This is a genomic window from Bradyrhizobium zhanjiangense, assembly GCF_004114935.1.
GTDB lineage: Bacteria > Pseudomonadota > Alphaproteobacteria > Rhizobiales > Xanthobacteraceae > Bradyrhizobium > Bradyrhizobium zhanjiangense.
Genome location: NZ_CP022221.1, coordinates 4740039 through 4763765 on the forward strand (window position 1 = coordinate 4740039; position 23727 = coordinate 4763765).

General features: G+C 62.4%; 27 protein-coding genes and 1 riboswitch. Of the genes, 18 read left to right on the top strand and 9 right to left on the bottom strand.

The genetic code is table 11. The annotated features are described in order from the left end of the window. Positions 1-26: 26 nt before the first annotated feature. Positions 27-1268, top strand: coding sequence for a threonine synthase (locus XH85_RS22640; RefSeq protein WP_128933546.1), 1242 nt, complete (start codon positions 27-29; stop codon positions 1266-1268). A 193-nt stretch (positions 1269-1461) separates the two neighbouring features. Further along, positions 1462-2430: a tripartite tricarboxylate transporter substrate binding protein BugD gene (locus XH85_RS22645; protein WP_164940611.1), complete on the top strand. Its 969-nt coding sequence runs from the start codon at positions 1462-1464 to the stop codon at positions 2428-2430. A gap of 48 nt (positions 2431-2478) precedes the next feature. Here the strand turns inward: XH85_RS22645 and XH85_RS22650 are convergent, their stop codons facing one another. The 3 genes from XH85_RS22650 to XH85_RS22660 all read right to left on the bottom strand — a co-directional run bounded on the left by XH85_RS22650 (position 2479) and on the right by XH85_RS22660 (position 5611). Continuing rightward, positions 2479-2865, bottom strand: a complete 387-nt coding sequence (locus tag XH85_RS22650; RefSeq protein ID WP_164940613.1) for a response regulator transcription factor — start codon at positions 2863-2865, stop codon at positions 2479-2481. A gap of 95 nt (positions 2866-2960) precedes the next feature. After that, the gene (locus tag XH85_RS22655; protein WP_128933549.1) at positions 2961-3629 is read right to left on the bottom strand and encodes a response regulator transcription factor; all 669 of its coding nucleotides are present in this window, start codon (positions 3627-3629) and stop codon (positions 2961-2963) included. Next, complete coding sequence (locus XH85_RS22660; RefSeq protein WP_128933550.1) at positions 3626-5611, bottom strand: PAS domain S-box protein; 1986 nt, start codon at positions 5609-5611, stop codon at positions 3626-3628. Before XH85_RS22660 ends, XH85_RS22655 begins: the two co-directional genes overlap by 4 nt. An 808-nt stretch (positions 5612-6419) precedes the next feature. Here XH85_RS22660 and XH85_RS22670 point away from each other — a divergent pair. From XH85_RS22670 to XH85_RS22680, 3 genes are read left to right on the top strand one after another with little or no spacing between them, the layout of a single operon-like run. Beyond that, a complete protein-coding gene (locus tag XH85_RS22670) occupies positions 6420-6812 on the top strand; it encodes a hypothetical protein (protein WP_128933552.1) in 393 nt (130 codons plus the stop codon). Beyond that, on the top strand, positions 6809-6997 hold the full coding sequence (locus tag XH85_RS22675; protein WP_128933553.1) for a hypothetical protein: 189 nt from the start codon (positions 6809-6811) through the stop codon (positions 6995-6997). The genes XH85_RS22670 and XH85_RS22675 overlap by 4 nt, the downstream gene beginning before the upstream one ends. Beyond that, on the top strand, positions 6994-7347 hold the full coding sequence (locus tag XH85_RS22680) for a hypothetical protein (protein ID WP_128933554.1): 354 nt from the start codon (positions 6994-6996) through the stop codon (positions 7345-7347). Before XH85_RS22675 ends, XH85_RS22680 begins: the two co-directional genes overlap by 4 nt. An 82-nt stretch (positions 7348-7429) precedes the next feature. On the opposite strand, the gene XH85_RS22685 is transcribed toward XH85_RS22680, so the two are convergent. Then, positions 7430-9619: a transglycosylase SLT domain-containing protein gene (locus XH85_RS22685; protein ID WP_128933555.1), complete on the bottom strand. Its 2190-nt coding sequence runs from the start codon at positions 9617-9619 to the stop codon at positions 7430-7432. Positions 9620-9943: 324 nt separating this feature from the next. On the opposite strand from XH85_RS22685, the gene XH85_RS22690 reads away from it, so the two are divergent. From XH85_RS22690 to XH85_RS22710, 5 genes are all read left to right on the top strand, one after another. Further along, a complete protein-coding gene (locus tag XH85_RS22690) occupies positions 9944-11680 on the top strand; it encodes an adenylate/guanylate cyclase domain-containing protein (protein WP_128933556.1) in 1737 nt (578 codons plus the stop codon). A gap of 122 nt (positions 11681-11802) precedes the next feature. Further along, positions 11803-11979: a hypothetical protein gene (locus XH85_RS45270; RefSeq protein ID WP_164934897.1), complete on the top strand. Its 177-nt coding sequence runs from the start codon at positions 11803-11805 to the stop codon at positions 11977-11979. 150 nt (positions 11980-12129) lie between these two features. Continuing rightward, the gene (locus XH85_RS22695; RefSeq protein WP_091885589.1) at positions 12130-12339 is read left to right on the top strand and encodes a hypothetical protein; all 210 of its coding nucleotides are present in this window, start codon (positions 12130-12132) and stop codon (positions 12337-12339) included. A gap of 479 nt (positions 12340-12818) precedes the next feature. Continuing rightward, positions 12819-13033: riboswitch (cobalamin riboswitch) on the top strand. A 200-nt stretch (positions 13034-13233) separates the two neighbouring features. Beyond that, positions 13234-15384 (top strand): TonB-dependent receptor, encoded by a 2151-nt coding sequence (locus XH85_RS22705; protein WP_420837915.1) that lies wholly within the window; start codon positions 13234-13236, stop codon positions 15382-15384. 61 nt (positions 15385-15445) lie between these two features. After that, entirely contained in the window at positions 15446-16027 is a 582-nt protein-coding gene (locus tag XH85_RS22710; protein ID WP_128933559.1) for a hypothetical protein, read from the top strand. 651 nt (positions 16028-16678) lie between these two features. Here the strand turns inward: XH85_RS22710 and XH85_RS22715 are convergent. Together XH85_RS22715 and XH85_RS48080 are read right to left on the bottom strand one after the other, a co-directional pair. After that, positions 16679-16930, bottom strand: a complete 252-nt coding sequence (locus XH85_RS22715; protein ID WP_245473784.1) for a hypothetical protein — start codon at positions 16928-16930, stop codon at positions 16679-16681. A gap of 622 nt (positions 16931-17552) precedes the next feature. Next, positions 17553-17837, bottom strand: coding sequence for a LuxR C-terminal-related transcriptional regulator (locus tag XH85_RS48080; protein ID WP_128933562.1), 285 nt, complete (start codon positions 17835-17837; stop codon positions 17553-17555). A 270-nt stretch (positions 17838-18107) separates the two neighbouring features. Here XH85_RS48080 and XH85_RS45950 point away from each other — a divergent pair, with 270 nt between their 5' ends. Next, on the top strand, positions 18108-18671 hold the full coding sequence (locus tag XH85_RS45950) for a thermonuclease family protein (RefSeq protein ID WP_128933563.1): 564 nt from the start codon (positions 18108-18110) through the stop codon (positions 18669-18671). Positions 18672-19057: 386 nt separating this feature from the next. Next, entirely contained in the window at positions 19058-19249 is a 192-nt protein-coding gene (locus XH85_RS22735; RefSeq protein ID WP_128933564.1) for a CsbD family protein, read from the top strand. Between the two features lie 96 nt (positions 19250-19345). On the opposite strand, the gene XH85_RS22740 is transcribed toward XH85_RS22735, so the two are convergent. Further along, positions 19346-19705, bottom strand: a complete 360-nt coding sequence (locus XH85_RS22740; RefSeq protein WP_208758051.1) for a hypothetical protein — start codon at positions 19703-19705, stop codon at positions 19346-19348. A gap of 114 nt (positions 19706-19819) precedes the next feature. Beyond that, a complete protein-coding gene (locus XH85_RS22745; RefSeq protein ID WP_080648101.1) occupies positions 19820-20017 on the bottom strand; it encodes a hypothetical protein in 198 nt (65 codons plus the stop codon). 466 nt (positions 20018-20483) lie between these two features. Between XH85_RS22745 and XH85_RS22750 the strand changes: the two genes are divergently transcribed. From XH85_RS22750 to XH85_RS22770, 5 genes are all read left to right on the top strand, one after another. Further along, a complete protein-coding gene (locus XH85_RS22750; protein WP_338025671.1) occupies positions 20484-20732 on the top strand; it encodes a DUF3551 domain-containing protein in 249 nt (82 codons plus the stop codon). Between the two features lie 338 nt (positions 20733-21070). Then, positions 21071-21484, top strand: coding sequence for a hypothetical protein (locus XH85_RS22755; protein ID WP_128937385.1), 414 nt, complete (start codon positions 21071-21073; stop codon positions 21482-21484). 18 nt (positions 21485-21502) lie between these two features. Continuing rightward, positions 21503-21682: a hypothetical protein gene (locus tag XH85_RS22760; RefSeq protein ID WP_128933566.1), complete on the top strand. Its 180-nt coding sequence runs from the start codon at positions 21503-21505 to the stop codon at positions 21680-21682. 9 nt (positions 21683-21691) lie between these two features. Then, positions 21692-22360: an SOS response-associated peptidase gene (locus XH85_RS22765; RefSeq protein ID WP_128933567.1), complete on the top strand. Its 669-nt coding sequence runs from the start codon at positions 21692-21694 to the stop codon at positions 22358-22360. Continuing rightward, the gene (locus tag XH85_RS22770) at positions 22357-22818 is read left to right on the top strand and encodes a GNAT family N-acetyltransferase (RefSeq protein ID WP_128933568.1); all 462 of its coding nucleotides are present in this window, start codon (positions 22357-22359) and stop codon (positions 22816-22818) included. Before XH85_RS22765 ends, XH85_RS22770 begins: the two co-directional genes overlap by 4 nt. 63 nt (positions 22819-22881) lie before the next feature. On the opposite strand, the gene XH85_RS22775 is transcribed toward XH85_RS22770, so the two are convergent. Then, positions 22882-23100, bottom strand: coding sequence for a hypothetical protein (locus tag XH85_RS22775; protein WP_128933569.1), 219 nt, complete (start codon positions 23098-23100; stop codon positions 22882-22884). 319 nt (positions 23101-23419) lie between these two features. On the opposite strand from XH85_RS22775, the gene XH85_RS22780 reads away from it, so the two are divergent. Further along, entirely contained in the window at positions 23420-23632 is a 213-nt protein-coding gene (locus tag XH85_RS22780) for a DUF6894 family protein (protein ID WP_128933570.1), read from the top strand. Positions 23633-23727: the final 95 nt, after the last annotated feature.

The window sequence follows — 23727 nt, forward strand, 5'->3', positions numbered from 1 at the left end:
CGAAAACAAGAAGAGGGAATGAACCCATGCACGACAACGACAACCTGACCATCGAACGTCCGACCTTCGTCACGCATCTCGAATGCGCGATGGAGGGCGATCATTACCCCGCCGACCAGGTCCATAACCTCTCCAAGGCCGGCAAGCCGCTCCTGGTGCGCTACGACCTCACCGGGGTGAAGAAGGCGCTGACCAAGGACGCTTTGGCCCAGCGTCCCGGCGACATGTGGCGCTACCGCGAGCTGCTGCCGGTGCGCAAATGCAAGGACATCGTCTCCCTCGGCGAGGTCACGACGCCGCTGATCCGGCTGCCGAAGCTCGGCGCCAAACTCGGCGGCGGCGAGATCATCGTGAAGGACGAAGGGCGGCTGCCGACCGGCTCGTTCAAGGCGCGCGGCCTCGTGATGGCGGTGTCGATGGGCAAGGCGCTCGGCATCAAGCACATGGCGATGCCGACCAACGGCAACGCCGGCGCGGCGCTCGCGGCCTATGCGACGTCGTGCGGCATCAAGACTACGATCTTCTGCCCAGCCGACACACCGGAAGTGAATGTCAGCGAGATCGAGCTCCAGGGCGCGACCGTCTATCGCGTCAACGGCTATATCGACGATTGCGGCAAGATCGTAGGCGAGGGGAAAGCAAAAGTCGGCTGGTTCGACACGTCGACGCTGAAGGAGCCGTACCGCATCGAGGGCAAGAAGACGATGGGCCTCGAGCTCGCCGAGCAGCTCGGCTGGGACGTGCCCGACGTGATCTTCTATCCGACCGGTGGCGGCACCGGCCTGATCGGCATGTGGAAGGCGTTCGACGAGCTCGAGAAGATCGGCTTCATCGGCTCGAAGCGTCCGCGCATGGTCGCGGTGCAGGCCTCGGGCTGCGCGCCGATGGTGCGGGCCTATGACGCCGGCACCGAGCATGCGACGCGCTGGGAGGATGCGCACACCATCGCTTCCGGCATTCGCGTTCCGCAGGCGATCGGCGATTTCCTGATCCTGCGCGCAGTGCGACAGAGCAAGGGTTTTGCCATCGCGGTCGACGACGACAAGATATCGTCGGCGCTGAGCGAGGTTGCGCGCGAGGAGGGGCTGCTGCTGTGCCCCGAGGGCGCCGCCACCTACGCCGCCTACAAACAGAGCCTCGCCGACGGCCGCGTCAGCAAGACCGACCGCGTGATGCTGTTCAACTGTGCGACCGGCCTGAAATATCCACTGCCGCCGGTCACCCGCACGCTCGATCGTCACAAGCCGATCGACTACACGCAGTTCTAGAGCATGGTCCGGAAAAGTGTGCTGCAACGGTTTTCCGAAAAGATCATGCTCAAGCGATAACCTAGAGCGCGATGACGATTCATCCTAATCTCATCGCGCTTTAGATTAGCGCGGCAATACGCCACGATTGATCCCTCTTCCCGTACGCGGGCAGAGCGCCAAAAATAATAAAGACATTGCTGGGGAGAGGACCATGAAGGCCGCTTGGGCTGCGCTGATTGCTATTCTCGCTGTTGCAGGCGCCGCGCGCGCCGACGATTTTCCCACGCGTCCCGTCACAATCATCGTGCCATTCGCGGCTGGCGGGCCGTCGGATGCAATGGCGCGGGTGCTTGCGGAACGCATGCGGGTGTCGCTTGGCCAGCCCGTGGTGATCGAGAATGTCACCGGCGCGGGCGGCTCGATCGGCGTCGGCCGCGCCGTGCAGTCACCGCCGGACGGCTACACCATCTCATTCGGCCATCTCGGCACGCACGTTGCCAACGGTGCCGTCTACAAGCTCAAATACGACCTCGTCGCCGACCTCGAGCCGGTGGTGCTGTTGCCGAGCAATCCGATGATCATTGTCAGCAAGAACGCGGTGCCCGCGGCCTCGCTGAAAGAGTTCATTGAGTGGCTAAAGTCACGGCCGTCGCCGCCCACCGCAGGCACCGCCGGCGCGGGCTCCGGCAGCCACATCGCCGGCGTCTATTTCGAGAGCGTCTCCGGCATCAAGCTGCAATACGTGCCGTATCGCGGCACCGCGCCCGCCCTCAACGATCTCATCGCCGGCCAGATCGACCTCATCGTCGACCAGACCTCGAACTCCATCAACCAAGTCCGCGCCGGCACCATTCGCGCCTACGCCATCACCGACGACAAACGCCTGCCGTCGGCGCCGGAGATTCCAACCGCGGCGGAGGCGGGTCTCAAGGGTTTCAACATGACGCTGTGGTCGGGCATGTGGGTGCCGAAAGGGACGCCGAAGGAGATCGTGACCAAGCTCAATGCGGCGGCCGTGGAAGCGCTGAGCGATCCCGGAGTGAAGAAGCAACTCGAAAGCCAGGGCCTGGAGATGACGCCCAAGGATCAGCTCACGCCAGAAGCGCTCGGCACCCGCCAGAAGGCCGAGATCGCAAAATGGTGGCCGATCATCAAGGCGGCCAACATCAAGGTGGATTGAGGCGGCGGTGCTGTTGTCAGCGTGTCGCCTTCGCTGACCGCCGGACAATCACTTCATGGTTTCGCCACCTGCTGCCAGCGCTACCTCCAGGCATTGCATCAGATCCGAGGCGGCGAACGGCTTACCGAGGAAACAACTTGCCCCCGCTTTAAGCGCACGCACACGCACGCTCTCATCCGGAAAAGCAGTGATGAAGATGAATGGCGTCGCCGACCCCTGCGCGCGCATCTGCGTCAGCAGATCGATTCCAGTGACCGACGGCATCTGCACGTCCGCGATCACGCACGAGGTGTCGGTCGAATCGGCCGACCGCAAAAATTCCTCGGCGGAGGCGAATGTGTGGACGATGTATCCGCGGGATTCCAGGAGATTGTTGATCGCGGCCCGCACGTAGGGATCATCATCAAGCACCGAAATGACCGAAGCCACTGACAAGACGTCCGCTCCTCGCTCGGGATTACGCTTGCCGTCGCCACGGCCACACCTAAACGTGCAAGGTGGACCTGCCAGCCACCATTGGAAACTCATACTTAGGTTTGTACGTCGGGCTTGCTGGGTCGAATCCCGAGCGCCTCGCTCATCCTCACGAGGTCGGCCAGCGACTTCGCGCCCATTTTCCGCATGATCTGGCCGCGATAGATCTTGACGGTGATTTCCGCCAAACCGAGCTGGGCGGCCACTTGCTTGTTCATCAGGCCCGACGTTACCAGTGACAAGACGTCCCGCTCCCGCGAGCTGAGTGACTCGAAGCGTGATCTGACGTTCGAGACCGTCTTGTTAAGATCGCGGCGCTTGCGGTCTCGCTCGATCGCGGCCTGGACCGCGTCCAGGATGTCCTGGTCGCGAACCGGCTTGGTCAGGAAGTCGATCGCGCCGCTCTTCATGGCCCGAACAGACATGGGAATATCACCATGACCGGTGATGAAGATGATGGGCGTATGGATATTTGCCTTGGCAAGATCGGTCTGCAGCTCGAGACCGCTTGTTCCGGGCAGGCGGATGTCGAGCACCAGGCAACTGGGGACTTCTGGCGGCTTGGCCTGCAGGAGTTGCGGCGCCGAGCCGAATGCTTCGACCTTGAGGCCGACCGACTCGAACAGATTGGTGAGCGCACGGCGCATGGACGCGTCGTCGTCGACGATGAAGACGATTGGCTGATCGCCGTCCTCCTTGGGCGAAGGCCCCGCGCGCTCGGTCACAATGCGTCCTCTCGATGGAGCGGCAGCGTGATCTGAAAGGTCGCGCCATGCTCCCGGTTCGGTATGGCGGAAAGTCGTCCGCCATGGGCCTCGATAATGGAGCGGCAGATCGACAGGCCCATGCCCATGCCGGAGGACTTCGTGGTAAAGAACGGCATGAACAGGCGGTCCATTGCCTGTTCGCAGATGCCGACGCCGCAGTCGGAGACGCTCACCAGCACCGCGCCATCCTCGTCTGCCGCTGAACGGATCGCCAGCTCGCGCGGGCGATCATGGATGCCTTCCATGGCCTCGATCCCGTTCTTGATCAGGTTGATCAGGACCTGCTGCAATTGAATGCGATCGCCAACGATCCTGGGCAGTGCCGACGACAGCTCCATTCGGACCGACACGGCATGGCTGGCCATCTCGCGCTGAACGAGCGCGACGGCCTCGCGCACGACCACGCTGACGTCGAGCGGAGCCATCTCGATTTCGGAACGCTTGGCGAGCGCCCGAACGTGACGGATCACATCGCTGGCACGCTTGCCGTCCTCGATGATCCACTCCACGGAGCGGCGCGCTGCCTTGAGGTCGGGCGGACTGCGTTGCAGCCAGGCGACGCAGGCGTCGGCGTTTGCGATCACGGCGGCGAGCGGCTGGTTGATTTCATGGGCGATTGAAGCGGTCAGCTCACCCAGTGTCGTGACGCGCGTGACATGGGCGAGCTCGGCTTGGGCCTTGCGCAGCGCGTCTTCGGCCTGATCGGCCCGGATGGCCGCGGTCACGTCGGTGCAGACGCCCCGATAACCCAGAAAGGCCCCGTTGGCGTCGAAAAATGGCTTGCCGCTGGTCCGGACATAGATCGGGTGTCCGTTGCGGTCCTTGCTGCGGTACACGAGATCGCGGAACGGAATGTGGGCGTCGAGCGCCGCCCGATGTTGTCGCCATTTTTCGGGCTCGAGATCAGAGTCCGGAGCAATGTCCCAACGCGTGAGCCCGATCAGGCCTGCGGGGGCGGCGACGGTATCTGAATGTTCCGATACTTGGGTGACGCGATGGTCTGGCCCCGTCTCCCAGAACCAGTCGGAGGCAGTTTCGGCATAGTCGCGAAAGCGCTGCTCGCTGTCACGAAGCCTGCGTTCTGCCTCCTTGGTCGCCGTGATGTCGGTCACCGATCCCACGAACTCCACGTGACCGCCGGCATCTCGCGTCGCCCGGGCGACGGCTCGGACGTACTTGATGGAACCGTCGGGCATCACCAGCCGGTATTCGTGATCATAGTCTTTCCCCTCGCGCGCCGCCCGGCCCGTGGTCTTCTGCACTGCGAGCCGGTCCTCCGGATGGATCCGCTGGAGCATGAACGGGATCTCTGGCTTGGTCCCTTCGTCGCATTGGAAGATGCGATAGGTCTCCTTGGACCAGGTGATCTCGCCGGTTGCGGCCCTCCAGCCGAAACTGCCGGTGTGGCTCAATTCCTGCGCCTGGGCGAGGTAAGCTTCGCTCTGTCGCAGCGCATTCTCCGCTTCTTTGCGCTCAGTGATGTTCTCGCAGGCGACCAGCACGATTGGCCCGCCATTGGCCCGCAGCATGGTCTTGGCGTTCTCGCGCACCCATAGCACCGAGCCATCCTTGCGAACCTTCCGAATCTCCCAGGTGTGTGACTGATCGATGGTCTCAAGGCACAGTGCGACACACGCGCGGACGAAGTCGCGGTCTTCCTCGAAAAAGACATCCAGCACCGATCGGCCGATCAACTCCGCGGCCGTATAGCCCAGCTGCGCCGCGCCGAACGTGTTCACGTTGATCACGGTTCCACTCGGGTCGACCATGAAGTACATGACCGGGTTGTGCTCGAAGACTTGCTGCCACTGCTTGACCGCCTCCAGCAGACCGGCGTCACCGGTCTCAGTGCGCGGCTTGGGGGTGACAACTTGCTTGACGCAGCCGGCGAGGAATTGCGCGGCTGACTTCCCGAACGTGGCTGCCCGGCCCGGCTTCATCGCAGACGCTCCCGGCGCTCTCTGCGTGAACGCAAGTAGAGCACGTTGCCGCCGGAGGAGCAATTCCGGCCAAAGTCGGATGGCGACTGCGACATTGGCCTTGGAATTGGCTGCTCGCCGCCCTGTTCGCCGCAGCGCATCAAGCACGTCGTGCTGGGCAAGTTTTTCACGGTTGCCGTGCAGCTTGTGCGTCGTTCGCCGTCTCGTTGAACATGGGCCATCGCGAGAGTCCCGGGCGACTACGGGACAAACCTAAGTATAGCTCCTCCATTCCTAGTCATGTCGGCCAATTACCTCCGTACAATTGAGCGTCTTGTTCTGGGGGGACTAGTCTCACGGCCAATCGGGAGTGTCGACCAGCCAATCGCAGTGTTCGCACGAGAACCGGGTCTGAAGCGTATAGCCCCGGGCGCTTTCACCGACACGGGCAGGCGACCAGCGACGAGGCAGCTGCATTTCTCGACACGCAGCCGCGATCTCCGCAACTCACGACCCGCGTGAATTCGAAGGAAACCAATAGGCAAGAGCGCAAGCAGCCGAAAGAGGGAGAGAACAATGTGCGATACGTCGCAACTTCCTGAGCGTCGCCTATCCGAGTCCGAACGTTGCCCTTCGATCAAGGGCTGTGCGGTGTGTGGCGGCAAGTTTGGTCTGATCCGCTACTATTCCTGGCGCACTGCGCTCTGCTCCAAGAAATGCGTTGATCGCTTCCGCACACGCCGCGAACGCGACCGCCGGTGGCTGTTTCGGGCGCAGGTCGCGTGAGGACTGAATTGGAGAGCTGACATCTAATCCGGGAGCCCGTGCGTTGAACCGTTCATGCAAGCTCTTGTGCGCGATGGTTCTCCTCGGCGCCGCCGCGACGGCCCAGGCGCAGGAGGCGGGACATGGCACCGTTCATCGCCAGCACCCACCCCAGGACCAGGCGCTGCACGAAAAATTCTATTCGACCTGGCACATGCCGGACAATCCGAGCCTCAGTTGCTGCAGCAACGCGGACTGCTATCCGACAGATATCAAGTACATCGACGGCCGGCTCTATGCACGGCGCAGGGAGGACGGGAGATTCATTCTGATCCCACCGCAAAAAGTGGAGCGAAACAGGGATAATCCGGACGGCCGAAACCATCTTTGCGCTCCACCGCCCGCACTGTCTCCGATGGACAGCGTTTACTGCTTCGCTTTGGGAGGTGCCACATGAGATTCGCGTTCGTCCTCGTGAACGGTCGGACCCCGTTCCGGCAAACCTGGTGCATGCAGTGCTGCGAGCCGATCGGCGGCAGCTATCTCCGCGAGATCGCGACCCGTCTGCCTTACTGCGACTATCAGTGTTACGCATTGTTCTGCGAGGCGCTCGCGAAAGATCGCGTGAGGGCGGCTTCATGAAATTCGTGGTGGTCAATCACGAGCCCCCGTTGCGCGCCGCCACGTGCAGCGCATGCTCGCGGTCAATCGGGACCGGCTATGTCCGGCATGTGCGGACACAACGCTGTTACTGTGACACCGATTGCTACCGTCGCGGCGAACTCGCCACGTTCTTCATGCAATGGTCGATGCCCGGGCGCACAGAACCGGCCGCGGGTAACGTCGAGCTCGCCGCTGGCAACATGATCGAGATGTTGGCGGTCCTGAGTGCCGTCTCGTGCTGGAGCTGCACGATACACGCCTGGACCTTCGCAAGAGCGTTGACCGGCGCATATTTGGGCGGTGGCGATCTGATCGATGGAAGGAGGTGACACCTGGCTGCGCGACTATACGCGCGTGGAAGCCGCAGCACCGTGACCCCGCAGGCGCCGCGTCCAGCCCCGGCGGCGTTGACTAGGGAGCGGGTGCTGCGGCCGCCACGGGTGCAGTTGCGCTGACCTCGTGCCTGACGACGCGCTGGTCGCTCTTGCCGGCGATCATGCTGCTGTCTTCGAACCGCGCACGGTAGACGAGGACGTTCTCGATCACCCGCTGGACGTAGTTGCGCGTCTCCGACAGCGGGATGCGCTCCACCCAGTCGACCGGATCGACCTTGGGATCTCTGGGATCGCCACGCGCCTGCACCCATTCGCGCACACGGCCGCGGCCGGCATTGTAGCCGGCGAAGGTCATGATCTGGTTGCCGCGATATTCCGACAAGAGCGCGCTGAGCTCGGCCGCGCCCATCTGGGTATTGTAGACGGGATCGGAGACCATCCTGTCCCAGTCATAGGTCAGGCCGAAGCGTTTGGCGGTGTCGCGGCCCGCTTCCGGCGTCACCTGCATCAGCCCGACCGCATTGGCAGGCGACTTGTCGCGCTGGTCGAACGAGCTTTCGGTGCGCGCCACCGAATAGATCACGCTGGTCTCGATCGCGGGTGCGACCTGCTTGTGCTCGGGAATGCCGATGGTGGGAAAGGCATAATGGTCGAGTGCAAGCCCGCGCGCCAGGGCCGACTTGCCGACCTCCAGCATCACGCGTGCGTCATTGCGCTGTCCGGCGAGCGCGGCGAGCGCTTCGAGCGCCGCGGCGTCGGTGCTCTCCTTGGCAAAATCCTCGGCATAATAGAACACGACGTCGCGCTCGCCGATATCGTATAGCATGTTGGCTGCGCGCACGCGCTCGTCCGCCAACTGCGTGTCGGCGGCGGCCAGCACGGGCGAGGGCGCGCGCAGCTCGATCCGGTCCAGGCCGAGCTTTGCGCGGGCGAGCTGACCGTAATAGGCGGTCTGATAGCGCGCCGCCGCCCGATAGCTCATGCGCGCGTCGGCTGTAGCACCCATCGCCTCGGCGGCGCGGCCGCGCCAGTAATGGGCGCGCGACAGCGCGATCGGATTGGCCGATCCCTCGTCGATCGCGGCGAAGTGCACCATCGCCGTCCTGGGATCGTCGAGATAGCGCAGCGCGATCCAGCCGCACATGAAGTGGTAGTCGACGCGGTAGACTTCTTTCTCCGGCACCGCGGCCGTGCGCACTACGTCATAGGCGGTCTTGAACTTGCCCTGGTCGAGCAGCTTGCGCGCCAGCAGGCGGCGCTCGCGCCACCAGGCATCGGTGTCCTGCGCGGCCATCGTGTCGGGTCGGGCGGCGAGGATCACCTCGGCTGCGTCGTCGATGCGGTCGTTCTGAAGATGCCACTGGGCGCGGCACAGCACATAGCCGAGATCGCGCCGCGCCTCGGTCGAGACGTCCTCGAGATAGTCCTTGGCCTTGCTCGCTTTGCCGGTGACGGCGGCGCAGGCCTTCACGATCGCGAGCGCATCCTCGCCGAGACGTTTGGCCGCGCGCCTTGCGCCTGCATAGTCCTTGGCGCCGAGGCGCTTGTCCATGCGCGCGCGGTGATCGTCAGCGGACAGAAGATCGCTGAACGCCGCGTAGGAGTCTTCTTCGCTCCGCTCGGACAATTCGTCCGTGCGCCAGGCCTCGCGCACGAGACGCGCGGCCCTGTCGGCCTCGCCTTCAGAGAGCAGTACGCGGGCCAGCGCGAACTTGCCCTTGGCGCTGGTCGGCCGGTCCATGGTGAATTTGTGCACAATGGCCGCGTCACTCTTCTCCTGCCACAGCCGCGCCTCGGCGCGGCGGCGGAGCAGAGCGCTGCTCGGCCAGTCCGGATTGGCGGCGAGGAAGGCGGCGTAGCGCTTGAAATTCGCCGTGCTCTCGGAGTGGCGCAGCATGAACCAGTCCGCAAGCCTCTGTCCGGCGGGGTCAGTGATGCGGTCGCGCGCGGCGCCCGCATCTTCGGTCTTGCCCTTGCGCGCGAGGTCGATCGCATCCTTCAGCGCGGCGAGATCGCCTGTCAGCGGCGGCGGTGCCGGCTTGTCCGAGGGCTCGTCGACCGCTTTCTTCGGCTTGCGCTTGGCCTCGGCGTGCTTGCCGTGCCGCGCTTTGCCGGCCGAGGCATGGCGCTGCTTGCCGGCTTTCGCCTCATGCGTCTTCTTCGGCGCGGATGATTTATGATTGCTCTTCGCCGCCAACTCGGTGGGAAGGAGGGCCATCGTGGCCACGGCAACGACACACGCGAGCGAGCGTAGGCACTGGTTCATTCCATGGTCCCCCTGCGAAACCACTACAAACCAAGGTCCGCGACGACATGCGGCTTGAGAATCAAGAGACGACACCAAACGATGTCATGACATCGTTTCGCATTCCTCACGCTCTCGCAACAATGCGGCAAAATACGGATGGGAACTCGGGAACTTCCGAAATAGCGGAAAAGGCAGCATGTTTAACCTTTGTTAACGATTGGGCTCGCGCGACGGTTGCGTACGGTTCACGGCGTCAGAAAGGCGAGATTGCGCGTGTTCCCACCGCTAAATCCGGTGTATTGAGTTCCCTCGCTTCATCCTTTCAGCCTTTGCCCTGCACCTATGCCGATTTTCAACCAGTCGATCCGGCGCAAGATCGTCGGCATCGCCCTCGGATTGATCGTCCTGATGCTGGTCACCTCGATCCTGTCGATGGTGATGTCGAGCAAGGTCGGCGTCCTCCTGGACGAGCTGACCAACCGCTACATCCCGGCCTACGGCCATCTGGCGCGCGCCAACATCCGCTCGCTGGAGCGGGCGCTGGCGCTGCGGCGCATGGTCATGACCAAGATGCAGTCGCCGTCGGACGAGGAGGCCTACGCGGCGCGGGTGCGCGAGTTCGAGCAGACCGACCGCAGGATCGAAGAGGAGGCCGAGAGCGCACGCACGCTCATCAACGCCATCATCAACGATCCCAGGACACCGTCCGACAATGCCGCGCTGGCGCGGATCGAGCTCCGCATCGAGACCGCCGTCACTGAGCTGCGCCGCGATCTGACCGAGGACCACGCAAAGCTGGCCAAGCAGGTCGATGCCAGACAGATGGCGGAGGCCCGCGGCACGCTGGAGCACATCGACGTGCTGCGCGACCAGTTCAATCAGAAGATCGATGCGATCCGCGCCGACATGCTGGCGCAGGTTTTCTTCAGCACGTCGCAGGTGATTAGCCATCAGCACCAGGCGATCATCGTATCGGGCATCGTGACCTTGCTCGCAGCGATCGTTGGATTTGCCTTTGCGCTCCTGGTGAGTAGCGGCATCACGCGCCCGGTGCGGCTGCTGCTCGCCGGCACCCGCGAGGTCGAGGCGGGCCGGTTCGACAAGCCCATTACCGTCTCCACCCAGGATGAGATCGGCGAGCTTGCCGCGGCCTTCAACCGCATGATCGAGCAGCTCCGCCACAACGAGCGCATCCGTGAGACCTTCGGCCGCTACATCGACCCGAAAGTGGTGCAGGGCCTGATTGACCGGCCGGAGGTCGCCATCGACGGCCAGCGCCGGGTCATGACCATCATGTTCTGCGACATGAGCGGCTTCACCTCGATGAGCGAGGGCGTGACCCCGCGCGGCCTCGTCAAGGTGATGAACCACTATTTCACGGTGATGTCCGGCCCCATCCGCAGCAATCGCGGCATCATCGACAAATATATCGGCGATGCCATCATGTGCTATTGGGGCCCGCCCTTCATCGAGGAGGACGAGCAGGCGATGCTCGCCGGCCTTGCCGCCATCGAGATGGCCGATCAGGTGCCCGCGCTCCAGAAGCAGCTGCCGGATCTGCTCGGCATCCGCGCCATGCCGGCGCCGTGCGATCTGCGCATCGGCATCGCCACCGGCGAGGTCCTGACCGGCAGCATCGGCTCCGAGCTGATGATGAGCTTTACCGTGATGGGCGACGCCGTGAACCTCGCCTCGCGGCTGGAGGCCGCCAACAAGGCCTACGGCACCCGCGTCCTGGTCTCGCAAGCAACGGCGGATGCGATCGGCTCACTGCTCGAACTGCGTGAGATTGATCGCGTCGCGGTCGCGGGGCAGCGCGCACCGCAGGCCGTCTTCGAGGTGATGGGCAAGGCCGGCGCACTCACCGATGCGCAAGCGCGCCTGCGCACGCACTATGCCGAAGGCCTTGCCGCCTATCGCGCCGGGCACTTCGACGACGCCCGCGCCGCCTTCAACGCCGCGCTCGAAGCGGTCCCCGGCGACGGTCCCTCGCGCACGCTGCTCGGCCGCATCGCGCAGTTCGAGGTTAACCCGCCGGACGTGGGTTGGGACGGCGCCTGGCGGTTGGAGCAGAAATAGCATTGCCTGCCGTCCGGCGTCGCCGACTGGAAAAAACGATTCTACTCCATAACGATGTTCGCCGTGACCTATTTCCCGGGCTTAGGCTCGACGTCCCTGAGGCGTCAGATGGGGACACGCCGATGACACACCTTGAGGACAGGCTCGAACGGTTCGAGACGCTCTCCGCCGAGTGCGAGCTGATTGCCAAGCTCGCCACCGACAGCACCAAGCGCGAGTTCTATCTGAAGCTCGCCGAGCAGTACCGCCAGCTGGCGGTGGATATGCGGCAGGCGATCGCGACCAGCGCTGCTGCTTGAGGCCGACTGCAATCCGTTCTTAACATTTGGCGCGCATTCTCAGGCGCATGCGGGCGTCGCTGATTGGCGATGGCTCGTAGTGGGAAGGCCGGGGTTCGTTGCAATGCAGCGCCTCGCGAGTGTCACTTGCCATGTTTGACGGGCAATCCCATGCGTCTCGTTGCAGTGATCATATTCGCGCTCATGACGGCTGCCTGCGATCAGGAGCAGGACATCACCGGCTCGACGTCGACCTGCCCGATGCGAAACTACAGCTACAATCCTCGCGACATGAACCAGTGCGTCAGCGCCTGCAAGTCATGCGATCACGGCACCACGGTCACCTGCACGACCTCCTGCACCCTCAAGGGGGCTCGCTGAGTTCTTGATGCTTGTGGCCAAAATCGCCGGCGCGCCAAAAGACAGGAGGCCGTCGGCGGTGCCCAGGCACCGGAACGATTCACTTGGATTAATCATTGAAGGAGGCGGGCAGGACGCGTGGAGTCCGATTGAATGGGTATGCTCGATCCCGGCCGGTTCCTAGTGTCGTGCTCGCATTGCGACGCATGGCCGATGGCTGCCAACGTCAAACGTTCAAGCTGGTCGGCATTCCCGCGTGAGGTCCGTTTCGTGTGTCGGCGCTGCCGCCGCGAGGAGACCGCGATTGTCTCTGCCTCCGGCGAACTGACGCCGATCAAGCGCATCGATGTTCCGCCACGCGACGTCGCCATCGCTTGGGCGCAGGCCCAGCGCCCGCGAGGGCGGACGTAGCTGCCGGGCCTCTGCTTGCGGGACGCACCGGCAGCGGCGAGTGGTCGCTGCCAGATGCAACCAGCCGATTGACTCCCGGGCTGCACGACTCGTAAAAGATCCGCGACGGTTCTCCTCACGGAGATCAAAAGGGAACGTGGTGCGAGATTTTCCCAACGCCGGGATCTTCTCAATGCCATGGCTGCCCCCGCAACTGTAAGCGGCGAATCTCTCGTCCTATGCCACTGGGAATCTCGGTCCTGGGAAGGCGACGGAGAGGTAACGACCCGCGAGCCAGGAGACCTGCCGTCAGCCGTGGTCACACGCGAAGATGTCGGTCGGGGAGTACAGACATTAGCTTCACCGGAGCGATTGATCGCTCCGTCGTGAAACCTCGTTCGCTGTGACGTGCCACTGATGTCCTGCCGAGGTTTTGTTCGCATGTCTTCCGTTTCCGCCGCAATCCGGTGCCGTCGCACGGCCTGGCTGGCGTCCAGCTTCATCATTCCCGTTCTTGTCCTCAATATGAGGGGCGTCCGCGCCCAGACTGCCGCCGAGCAGTTGCCGCCGGTCGAAGTGACCAGGGCCGACGATCAGAACCGCACGCGTGCCAGGGCGAGCAGCGATGGCGACATGGGGAGACGCCGTGCGACGCCGAACGGCGCGCCGACAGGGACCGGCTCGGCCGGCTTTGGCGGTGAGGCGGCCAGCAACAATGGAGGCATCGTCGGCGCCGCCACGACCGTCATCACGGCCGCGGACATCGCCCATTCGCCGTCGCAGACGCTTGCCGAGATCATCTCGACGCAAGTACCGGGCGCCCAGATCACGACGTTCTATGGCGGTCCGATCGGCGCCAAGACCGGTGTCGACCTGCGCGGCTTCGGCGCGTTCGCAACCGCCAACACGCTGGTGCTGGTCAACGGACGGCGGCTGAACGACATCGACATGGCGCAGGTGGACCTTGCCACCATCCCGCTCAATTCCATCGAGCGCATCGAGATCACGCGCGGCAATTCCGGTGCGGTGCTCTATGGGGACAACGCGGTCGGCGGCGTCATCAACATCGTCACCAAGAACGGCGTCGGCGGACCACCCATGGCCGCGGGCATCGAGGCCGGCTTCGGCTCGTTCAACACCAGGCTCGCCAACGTCTCGACGTGGCTCAATTCCGGTCCGTGGTCGACCTCGTTTTACGGCAACACCGTCAAGACCGATGGCTATCGTGACAACAATCGTTATTCCCAGGAGAACGGCGTCGGCAATCTGAACTACACGACGCCGGGGTTGACTGCGTTCCTGACCGTGACCGGCGACAATCAGGAGCTGCGACTGCCGGGCGGCCGCACCGTCGATCCCTCGATCGGCCTCGACGAGCTCGCGACCAACCGGAAGGGGACCAGCACGCCCTTCAACTATGCCAACCAGCAAGGTTTTGGCGCGACAGCGGGCTTCACAAAAACCCTGGTGAACGACGTCGATCTCATCGTCGACGGCGGCCTGCGCGACAAGAGGCAGCAGAGTGCTTTCTTCTCCAGTCCGACGCCCGTGCCCGCCTTTTTCACCTCGACCTATGTCGACGCTGATCTGACGACATGGTCGATCACGCCGCGGCTCAGCGTGAAGAGCCTCCTGCTCGGAATGCCGTCCCAGCTCTTGACCGGCATCGACTATTACGATGCGAGCTTTCAGCAGAACCGCGGCGCCGGCCAGGGTCTCGCCGCCTGGCACAATTACGACCTCAGGCAGCAGACCGTTGCGGGCTATTTTCAGCACACATTGGGTGTGACGCCTACGACCGACGTTTCCTATGGCGCGCGGGTGCAGACCATCAGTCTGTCGGCACGTGACAATTTTGATCCGGCAGCTCCGTTCAACGCCGACATCGGCGCGCTCCCGCTCAGGAGCGACGAGACCCAATATGCGCTGCACCTCGGTGCCGAGCATCGCCTCAACGACATGGTCTCGCTGTTCGGCCGCGCCGCGCGGGCGTTTCGCACGCCTGACGTCGACGAGCGGGTGTCGTCAGGACCCTCATTCGATCCCTTCTTCAATCCACTGCCGCAAACGTTCCTGCTCAAGACCCAGACCTCGCAGGATGTCGAGGCTGGGCTGCGTATCAAGGGAGGCGGTCTTCAGATGCAGAGCAGTCTCTATCTGATGGACCTCACCAACGAGATCCATTTCAATCCAATCCTGTTCTACAATACCAATCTCGATCCGACCCGCCGTTACGGCTCGGAGACCAGTGTCTCCTATCGCGTCAACGACGCGCTGCTCTTGCGCGCCGGCATGGCTTATACGAGGGCTGTCTTCCGAGAGGGCGTCTGGGCCGGCAATGATGTGCCGCTGGTCTCGCGCTACACCGCGAGTGTGGGTGTCACTTGGAACATCTGGCAGAACTATGTGGTGCTCGACGCCACCGCGCGGTTCTGGAGCGAGCGTCGCATGGACAACGACCAGGCCGGCACTCAGAAGCCGATTCCTGCCAATGGCACGATCGACCTCAAGCTCAGTGGTCAATATGAGCGGTACTTCTGGTCGCTCAGCGTCAACAATTTGCTGAACGCGCTCTACTACGACTATGCAGTCGCAAGCACCTTTACCGACGGTCGCTTCAGCGCCTATCCGCTGCCCGGCCGCAGCTATCTGCTCAAAGCCGGCGCAACGTTCTGACGTCGATAGGGCTGTCACACGTCCCCAAATGCACTAGAATTCGAATAGAAGGAGATCACTTATGGCTCTCAGCATCCAGCCGTCTCACGCCGACAGTCTGCGGCTTCATCCGGTGACGCCGCGCCTTGCGCCGATGTTCTGCTTTGGGCTGCTCGCGGCGTCATGCGCGCTCGCGAGCTTCGCGCTCGCCTGTGCAACACCGTTCGCGGCCTTTGCCGTCGTCGCGGCCGCGATGCTGCCGCTGCGGCCGGCGCTGCTCGTCGTCACCGGCGCCTGGCTCGTCAACCAGACCATCGGCTTCGGCGCGCTGCACTATCCCATCGACGGCAGCACCGTCGCCTGGGGTTTTGCGATCGGCGCGGCCGCGCTGCTGGCGACCGCCGTTTCGTCTGCGGTGCTGCGCATGCTGCCGCAGGGCCGCACGCCGCTGGCGCTGGCCGTCACGCTCGTCGCCGCCTATGCGGCCTATGAGCTCGCGCTGCTCGCCGCGACGCCGTTCCTGGGCGGAGAGGGCGCCTTCACCGCAGCCATCGTGACGCGCCTCGGGCTGACCAGCGCCGCCTGGCTCACCGGTCTCGTCGCCGCCTGCGAGATTGTCCGTCTGCTCGATCCGTTCGGGCGCAAGGGAGCGATGTCGGCCTGAGCGCCGCTGCGTTCGACGTCGTGGCGCCATCGGGGCCACAGGATCTTGCTGTGTCGCCGGACTGTCAACCCGCCCGCGCAAAAAGATTCCGCTTTACCGAAATTCGGAATTGACGTATAATCGCCCATCCCGGCTCACCCTTGAGGGGCGATCATGTGTCGTGATGATCGCGGAGCCGGGGAGCGGTGGACGCGGCAGCGTCGGGCGCGAAAGCTGCGGGCAGGACGGATTGCTCTCCGTGAGCCCTAAGGCTTCGCGCGGACGGACGGCGCTGTCAGGTTCGTCGCGTCAGCATTTCGATGGCAACGTGCACAACGCCGTCGAACCCTGCGGTGCCAACGAACCGCGCGTACGGCAAAACCGTGTGGTCCTTTCCGCAAGCAGCTTTTCTGGTCTGTTGAGGGCGGCTTAAGCCCCTGAAAATAAAATAGTTTCCTGGCCGCAACTGGAGGGCGAGAGATCTGCCGGAAAGAGGCTGGGCCCTATTAGGCCCTATTTCACTGTATGCGCTGGCTGGGGACCAATAGTCCTGCCGCCCCCGGGACGCCGTGCGGCCTTCCTACGGCCCATGATGCTGCCGCGCCCGTCGCTTGCTGCTGTCGCGTTTCGCTGCCTGCCGTGACCATCGAAAAAGTAGGGGTGGTGCCGACCTTATTTCGGAAGGCATTCCACGTTGTAGGCGATGATGATTTGCGTAGGGTCAGCTTTGCCGATAGCCTTCAGGTCTTCTAGGCCGCTGCGCAGCTTGGCTCCGGCGTCCCTTAAACTTCCTTCCAGCGCCGTTTTGGCCGCCCTGCATCGTTCTTCGTTCGAGAATTCCTGAAACACCACGGTGGGAAGGAGCCGCCAGTCCGCCCTGTCGTTGGTGGCGGCTGGGCTGACGGAGTAAGAAAAGACGTACATCAGGACCCACATCGCCGTGATTTTCCGAAGAGTGCAGCGCGCGGCGGGGGCAACGCGCCGCAATGGCAGTTTGTGTCCAATCCGCCGCCGGTATCGTTGATCTACGTCAACGCTGCCCGCAGTGAGGCCACCAGTCTCGTTCGCTCACGAACTCCAAGTTCGGAGATGAACGATGCTCAAATACATTCTCGCCGGTCTAGCAGCATTTGTTCTGCTCACTGCAACTCTCATCCCCGATGATGCGTATGCGCGCCGTGGCGGAGGCGGCGGCTTCCGTGGCGGTGGAGGTGGCTTTCACGGCGGCGGCATGCGTGCCGGTGGCTTCCGAGGCAGTGGGATGCACGCCGGACGAATTGCGCGACCAGCGCATCCGATAGCGGGGCGTCCGATCGCGGGGCGTCCGGGCCGCCCGATCGCAGGGCGCCCCGGCCGTCCGGTAGCGGGGTATCCGGGTTATGGTCGCGGTTACTATCGCCCTGGTTGGGGGTATGGCGCTGCGGCGGTTGGCGCAGCCGCTGCGGCGGGTGCCTACGGCTATTACAACTCCGGCTGCTACTATGACAGCTACGGACAATACATTTGTCCGGGGCAATATCCTTACCGGTATTGATGCAGGCGAAGTTTAGGACGGCGGTCCGTAGCTGCCGTCCTCCTTACACTTTTGCCAGAGAGCCGCCTCGTCAGCGGCCGCAGTGAATTTGTAAGATGGCCAAAATGCCCACCGCGCGGCAGCTTCTGCAATCTCAGACGGGGAATTGAGCTGTAGTTTTTGCAGCAGTCGCTTTCGCTGTTCGCCAACTTGATCTGCTCTTCCGCCGATCTGAGCCGCAATAGATCTGTCAGAGCAGCCACGGGCGATACGCCGCAAGAGGCGCTTCTCGCGGGGGCTCAGTATCGGTGCCTTCATCGGGCGAAGATTGCGATTGCGGCTAACAGGACGGGGATCAAGCCGCCTACGATGACGCAGATGCGATAGGTAAGGTCGTCTGCCATGGCACGTACCTCAGCTTTAATGCGTGGCAGGAACCATACATCTTACGCCGACTGACCGCCATGCTGCAGTATCGATCGCGGGATAATGGTGTACCCTCCAGCGGCGGCAACGATTAACAAATGAATGGCGGAACACCCACTTCAAATCTAGTACCGTCTTGTCTTTTCTTCATTGGAAGGCGACGTGGATACTTACATCATTATCTTCGCAGCGCTGGCGGTCTTTATATGCCTCCGCCTTTACAGTGTCCTCGGACAGCGCACCGAGAGCGAGGACAACGCCTTCCTTAACCGTCTCTCCGTGATCGCAGTCCTTTTAGCCGTGGTGCTCTACGTCGCCGGCGAAGTCCCAGCACGGCACTGGGCGAACGCCCATGCCGTGCCTCCCATGACAACCATCAGCGGCCCCGCCCGCGTGATCGACGGCGACACCGTCGTCGTCGCGGGCACGCCAATACGCCTAAAAGGCGTCGATGCCGCCGAGCTGGGGACAGCGCGCGGCGAAAACGCCCGGCGGGTGATGGTCACGCTCGTCACCGGGACGCTGACCTGCCGCTTGACCGGCGAAAAAACCTACAGCCGTGAGGTCGGCTATTGCACCACCGCCGACGGCGCCGACATCAATCGAGCGATCATCGCCCAAGGTGCCGCTCTGGCGTGTCCGCGCTACGACACCCGTTACGTGTCTTTCGAGCAGGAGGCCGCGTTGGCGGCGCAACCACGGTCGTCCTATTGCGTAAAGCGCTAGGCGATAGAAATCCCGACCGCTGCCGGGCCTTACTTGCCGTTCTGCTTGATCGCCCACAACCCGTAGGCTTCGTCCTTGTAGGGATCACCTTCGGTTGGCGGCGGGATCAGCTTCGACTAGCAGCAATCGTTGGTCGGCATGTTAGCTTGGAGCGATTACTCCGGATGAGCCGGGCCGGGAGGTCGTACGCAAGTGGGTTCTCTTGTGGCGACGTGACGACTAGCCTCGCCCATTGCACCTTCCGCTTTGAACGGACATCGTCAGACCGCCTGGGCATGTCGCAAACGGGCCAGAAGCGGGCATCATAGCTATCGGCGCACGTTCTCTAGGAACCTGTCTGCTACGCTTTCGTTGTGCCGTCTTAAGAACGGCAAAGGAACACGATCATGGACCGGGAACATGTGAAGGGCGCCGCCGACAAGGCAAAAGGCGCGATCAAAGAGGGTGCTGGCAAGCTTACTCGAGACAAGGACCTCGAAGCCGAAGGCAAGATGGATAAGGCTAAGGGATCGGCCCACAAGGCTGCAGGAGATGTGAAGGACGCAGCGCGGGACGCCGCTGACGCCCTCAAGAAATAAGAAGAAGAAAAGTCTGGAACTAGCCGCCTCGGGGCGGCCTTTTCTTTTCTGTCATGAAAAAGCGAACAGTCCGTAATTTACGTACACGCAATAGCACTACTTCGGCACTTTATTGATGGAATGCCTGCGTATGACTGGCTTCCTGAAGCCAAAATATGAACAGAGCAAGAAGAGGGCAAAATGGACGATTGAGCGGGCACCACTGATCTGGGGTGTTTCGACAAAGCCGGTCCCTAGAAGAGGCACCGAAACATCGGCAAGATAGAGATAAAACAAAATGCCCGATGACACAAAGAACGCGCCCGCCAGGAACTTCCGAAAGTCGCTGCTTCGCCACGCGAAGTAGAGGCTCCCAACAGCCACGATGATGGCTGCAGCTATGTAGAGAGCAATGATCATGGCTTCCTCCTGTTGCCGCCTTTCGATATCGGCCGACTGGCTGGAGCGGCGGGTCATCAGGGACGGCGCATGGATTGCCAAGGTAGTGCTAGATCAAAACTGATCCTGCACCGGCGATAGGCGGGGTGCTTCGCGTTCTTCACCCACTCAAAGGGTACTAAGGCGAACGGCTCAGGCCGAACGGCGGGAATTTCCATGCGGATGGTGCTTGAAGAAGAGATCAAGCTTCACAGGTTCGCCGGTATCTCGCCAGAACAATCTTTTGCCCATGCTGCCCGCCACCGCCAGGCGATGGTGGCCCCCGAGCAGAATATGGTCATCCGTTGCTATGGCGATGACCTCGCCGGTTTCATCAACGATAACTTTCATGCGGCGCCTCCGTCCGTCAGCGCAGCGCGATGATACGCAAAAAGTAAACCTTATGTCGGTCCCCGCGTTCCAACCGTGTGAAGATCACGGCTTGCGTAAGCCACTCCGCGCACCGCATTTCTGTGCGAGTTGGTACAAAACGAAAGCGCGAAATCAAAAACTGCAAATATCCTCACACTGCGCGGTCGCGCGTACCCCGCAGTTCTCACGCTCCCCAAAGGACCCGAGAAAACCGATGGGCGGTGCCACACAAAAGAAAGGCCGCCTGCGTTGCCACAAGCAGCCCAAGTCCAGGGAGGAAACGCCCCAAGGAGGGCAGCGGTAGCGGGGCGCTACCGCACACCCTAGCTAGGAGATCGCGATCGACGGCTCAATTGAACGTAGGGAAACGTCGGGCACCCAAAGGGGGCACGGACCTATACGAAGGCTTATGGCAAAGCCGACCACTGAGGAGGGGACGATGCGAATGCTACGTTGGATAATCCTAGGCAGCGCGGTGATCCTAGTGGTTACCTCGGCTAAAGCTCAAATGTATGATCCCAGATATCCAGTCTGTCTTCAGGTTTGGCAGTGGGGTGGTAGCTACTACTTTGACTGCTCCTATACGACATGGGATCAGTGCCGAGCGAATGCGGTTGGCCGTGCAGCGATGTGCTTGGTCAACCCTTATTGGCCCCGAGCGCACCCGAGATCATCCGGCGGCCGCTTTTACTAAATGGTGGTGAGGACCGTCATTGGATATGCGCGGAGGCGAAAGCGCAGAGTACCTCCGATGCGATTTGTCGCACGGGACCGTCCTTCTGATGAATTAACATTAGGGAAGAGGCCGGGCTGACGGAGGTCAGCGCTATGGGGTACTTTGAAGCACTAGCCATCGTCGTTGTTTTTGTTCTGGTGGGAGTGGTCGTGACCACGCTCGTGCAAACCCGGAGACGATAGCAGCTTGATGCGCCGCTTTTTGGGAGCGTTGTCGCGTCCGTTGTACCCGGCACGTTATCCACCGCAAGCTGTAGCGGCTTGTCTGTCCATCATGGTCCGGCGATCTTTCTCGCCATGGGCACCAAATCGCGCGAGACCATTTACGGCGCTTCGGTCCGGGCGGCGGCAGAGCGCGCGACGGAAGCGCGCAAGCAAGCCGACCGGCTCGCGTGCGAGGCGTGGAATAAGCGCATGCTCGGCTTTCGCGGACCGGCGCAGCCGTCTCCGACGCTGGGCGATGCGCTCAATGCCGGTTACCTCTATTTGGAAGTCCGCTGCCTCGGCTGCGACACCAACCAGACGGTCGCGCTCGACATCGTGCGGCGACCGAAGTCAACGCCGGTTCACGAGCTGGAGCGCTACATGCGGTGCAAAGACTGCTCGCAGGTGGGCGGCTATCCGTACAAGCGCAGCCATTTGGTGGCGCTTCGGCGCACCAAGATTTCGGCGAGCGATCCGCCATCAACGTGGTGGCCGGGTGAGAGGTGAAATGATGGTGAGGGAGCGATGATGAACGAGAGCCGCTACTACGTGGTGCGATCAGAGGGCACGAAATACGGCATAGGCTTTGGCAGCGCGCTCGCTATCGCCATCAGCTACACCACCAACAAGTCGATCCTCTGGGCGATCATTCACGGCATTCTGGGCTGGCTGTACGTGATCTACTTCGCACTGTTCTGGTCGTAGCCGTCGCCGATGTGCAACCTCTACTCCATCACAACGAACCAAGAGGCCATCCAGCGCCTCTTCCGGGTAATCAATCGCTACGTCGGCAACCTCGCGCCGATGCCGGGCGTGTTTCCGGATTATCCCGCGCCAGTGATCCGCAACACCGACACCGGCAGCGAGCTGGCCATGATGCGATGGGGCATGCCGCCGCCGCCGCGCACCGGCGGGCCGCCGGTCACCAACATCCGCAACACGTCGTCGCCGCACTGGCGCGGCTGGCTCAAGCCGGAAAGCCGCTGCCTTGTCCCGGCCAACAGCTTCGCCGAGTACGCGCCGGAGCCGAACCCTGAGACCAAGAAAAAAGACGTGGTGTGGTTCGCGCTCAACGATGACCGGCCGCTCTTCGCCTTCGCTGGCATCTGGACCACGTTCAACGGTGATCGCGGCACGAAGTCCAAGCCGGTGCCGGGACCGCATCAGGTCTTTGGCTTCCTGACGACCGCGCCGAACGCGGTGGTCGAGCCGATCCATCCGAAGGCCATGCCCGTGATCCTGACCACCAACGAAGATCGAGATGTCTGGATGCGTGCGCCGTGGGACGAGGCGAAGGCGTTGCAGCGCCCATTGCCGGATGACGCGCTCAGGGTCGTCATGCGTGGGGCGGACAAGGAAGATCGGGCGGCGGCGCAAGGATGACCGACGTTCAGACCTTCATTGTGGAGCCCGGCACGCGTGAGTTGGCAATCTGCACGCGCTGGCGCGTAAATGCCTTTTCAGTGCTACAAGCCTCCTTCGAGCAGGAATTGCTGTCGCTGGAGCTATTTGCTTCCGATCACACACATGGTGTAGCGCTGATCGCTAAGGTCGATGGCGAGGCGGTCGGAACGTGTCTTCTGGTCGAGGCGGAGATCGAACCTAACCATGATGTGTCGCCATGGCTTGCGGGCCTGTTCGTGGTCCCCGAGCATCGGCGAAAGGGCGCGGGCGCTGTATTGGTTCGAGCGATCGAGGACCAAGCACGACAGCGAGAATTTTTGCGGCTATACCTCTACACCACAGAGGCTGTCGGGTTCTATGCGAAGCTCGGGTGGTCAGTCCTTGATCGCACCAGCTGGAAGGGCTTAGACACAGCTCTAATGGTCCGCGATCTGTAAATGTCGCGAGGGGAGCCGCTGCATTGGGCTTTGCCGATTGGCGCGATCGGCGTGATGCGTGCGCTATGTCGAGATGAAAAGCCGGTGCCGACGCGGCGTAAGAAGCCCGCGAAGAAATATCGCATCGCAAGATGAAGATGTGGGAACCTCGACGATCGGTATTTTTTGATTGATGAGGAACATTTGCTGCCGCGAACGAATTCGCGGCAAATGGAAGACCTTCTCAGACGAACTGACGCGGCGATATGCAGCAGCCGCGGGATCAGAAGCGAGGTTCGCCATGGCCTCTCCGAGGCTCGGATCGCGGTGGGCGCAGGTCCAACCGATAGTGCAATGGGCGCACGCAGAGAATTAATGCGCGAAAAAAACCCGCACCAATGGAATTGAACTACAGGAATTTGGCACGCATCTGCGAGCAACAAGCCGCCCTCTGCGCTGATCCGAGAGCGCGCGAGGAGCTGAAAGCGATGGCACGGGAATATCGCGTCTCGGCTGAGTGGCAGGAACGGCAACAAACGGCAGAGGCGAGAGAAGAAGAGGTGGCGTCATGACACATAGACAGCCGTTAGGGGTTGCGTCCCGTCCTTCAACGTTGCTGAGCATGCCCCGATATTTCTTCCACATCGAAGGCGAGAAGCCCCACCACGATGAGGTGGGCAAGGAGCTTGCCGACGATGGGGTGGCTTGGGCGCAGGCGGTCAGGATGCTGAGGCACACCGAAAACGGAATGCAGCCGGGCGACAACTGGACCCTGCGAGTGTTCAACGGCGAGAAGCCGATCTATGTGATCGCTGTGGTCTCACGGAGGTACTGAGAACGCGATGCCCTGAGCGCGCCTGGCGCGGTAATATGAGCGGCCCGCCCGCATTCACCTCGCCCATTCTAGACGCGTATCAATGCATTTGAGTT

Excerpts from the sequence above, each read along its gene's own strand:
- XH85_RS22680 (WP_128933554.1), top strand. The coding sequence starts at position 6,994 with ATGAAATTCGTGGTGGTCAATCACGAGCCCCCGTTGCGCGCCGCCACG.
- XH85_RS22645 (WP_164940611.1), top strand. The coding sequence starts at position 1,462 with ATGAAGGCCGCTTGGGCTGCGCTGATTGCTATTCTCGCTGTTGCAGGC.
- XH85_RS22780 (WP_128933570.1), top strand. The coding sequence starts at position 23,420 with ATGCCCCGATATTTCTTCCACATCGAAGGCGAGAAGCCCCACCACGAT.
- XH85_RS22765 (WP_128933567.1), top strand. The coding sequence starts at position 21,692 with ATGTGCAACCTCTACTCCATCACAACGAACCAAGAGGCCATCCAGCGC.
- XH85_RS22660 (WP_128933550.1), bottom strand. The coding sequence starts at position 5,611 with ATGAAGCCGGGCCGGGCAGCCACGTTCGGGAAGTCAGCCGCGCAATTC.
- XH85_RS22770 (WP_128933568.1), top strand. The coding sequence starts at position 22,357 with ATGACCGACGTTCAGACCTTCATTGTGGAGCCCGGCACGCGTGAGTTG.
- XH85_RS22695 (WP_091885589.1), top strand. The coding sequence starts at position 12,130 with ATGCGTCTCGTTGCAGTGATCATATTCGCGCTCATGACGGCTGCCTGC.
- XH85_RS22745 (WP_080648101.1), bottom strand. The coding sequence starts at position 20,017 with ATGAAAGTTATCGTTGATGAAACCGGCGAGGTCATCGCCATAGCAACG.
- XH85_RS48080 (WP_128933562.1), bottom strand. The coding sequence starts at position 17,837 with ATGAAGGCACCGATACTGAGCCCCCGCGAGAAGCGCCTCTTGCGGCGT.
- XH85_RS22740 (WP_208758051.1), bottom strand. The coding sequence starts at position 19,705 with ATGACCCGCCGCTCCAGCCAGTCGGCCGATATCGAAAGGCGGCAACAG.
- XH85_RS22710 (WP_128933559.1), top strand. The coding sequence starts at position 15,446 with ATGGCTCTCAGCATCCAGCCGTCTCACGCCGACAGTCTGCGGCTTCAT.
- XH85_RS22775 (WP_128933569.1), bottom strand. The coding sequence starts at position 23,100 with ATGGCGAACCTCGCTTCTGATCCCGCGGCTGCTGCATATCGCCGCGTC.
- XH85_RS22685 (WP_128933555.1), bottom strand. The coding sequence starts at position 9,619 with ATGAACCAGTGCCTACGCTCGCTCGCGTGTGTCGTTGCCGTGGCCACG.
- XH85_RS22755 (WP_128937385.1), top strand. The coding sequence starts at position 21,071 with ATGGGCACCAAATCGCGCGAGACCATTTACGGCGCTTCGGTCCGGGCG.
- XH85_RS22750 (WP_338025671.1), top strand. The coding sequence starts at position 20,484 with ATGCTACGTTGGATAATCCTAGGCAGCGCGGTGATCCTAGTGGTTACC.
- XH85_RS22705 (WP_420837915.1), top strand. The coding sequence starts at position 13,234 with ATGAGGGGCGTCCGCGCCCAGACTGCCGCCGAGCAGTTGCCGCCGGTC.
- XH85_RS22760 (WP_128933566.1), top strand. The coding sequence starts at position 21,503 with ATGATGAACGAGAGCCGCTACTACGTGGTGCGATCAGAGGGCACGAAA.
- XH85_RS22690 (WP_128933556.1), top strand. The coding sequence starts at position 9,944 with ATGCCGATTTTCAACCAGTCGATCCGGCGCAAGATCGTCGGCATCGCC.
- XH85_RS22675 (WP_128933553.1), top strand. The coding sequence starts at position 6,809 with ATGAGATTCGCGTTCGTCCTCGTGAACGGTCGGACCCCGTTCCGGCAA.
- XH85_RS22715 (WP_245473784.1), bottom strand. The coding sequence starts at position 16,930 with ATGTACGTCTTTTCTTACTCCGTCAGCCCAGCCGCCACCAACGACAGG.
- XH85_RS45270 (WP_164934897.1), top strand. The coding sequence starts at position 11,803 with ATGACACACCTTGAGGACAGGCTCGAACGGTTCGAGACGCTCTCCGCC.
- XH85_RS22640 (WP_128933546.1), top strand. The coding sequence starts at position 27 with ATGCACGACAACGACAACCTGACCATCGAACGTCCGACCTTCGTCACG.
- XH85_RS22735 (WP_128933564.1), top strand. The coding sequence starts at position 19,058 with ATGGACCGGGAACATGTGAAGGGCGCCGCCGACAAGGCAAAAGGCGCG.